General features: G+C 37.9%; 1 protein-coding gene. It reads right to left on the bottom strand.

What is annotated here, in order from left to right; genetic code table 11:
* On the bottom strand, nucleotides 1-317 hold a 317-nt coding region (locus tag HMPREF2607_RS10615), incomplete at both ends, for a transposase (protein ID WP_261674284.1).

The following is a 317-nucleotide window of genomic DNA, read 5'->3' as shown; positions in this document are numbered from 1 at the left end:
CCTCCAATTTTGCATTTGAGTAATGTGTTTCTAGCGCATTTTTGATGTATGGTTTGTGTTTAAGGAAGGTCCTAAAGACAGTTTTGAAGTAATGATTGACCTTGCTTACATTCTCCTCTATGAGCTCAAAAAACTCATCTACCCTCTTCTCTTGAAAGTGAAACAGCAACAGCTGATAGAGGTTATAATAATTAGCGAGTTCTTCTGAAAAGTCTAGTGTCTTCCTAACGACTTCATGTGGACTTAAGGTTTGAGCAAAGGTCTTCGAGTGAAATGATTTACAAGATAACTTACGGCTGTCCTTTTGGAAGAGTCTC

The sequence above is a fragment of the Streptococcus sp. HMSC078H03 genome, from assembly GCF_001808655.1.
Classification (GTDB): domain Bacteria; phylum Bacillota; class Bacilli; order Lactobacillales; family Streptococcaceae; genus Streptococcus; species Streptococcus salivarius_G.
The sequence above is the reverse complement of the archived record's forward strand: the minus strand, read 5'-3'. Positions and strand labels throughout refer to the sequence as shown.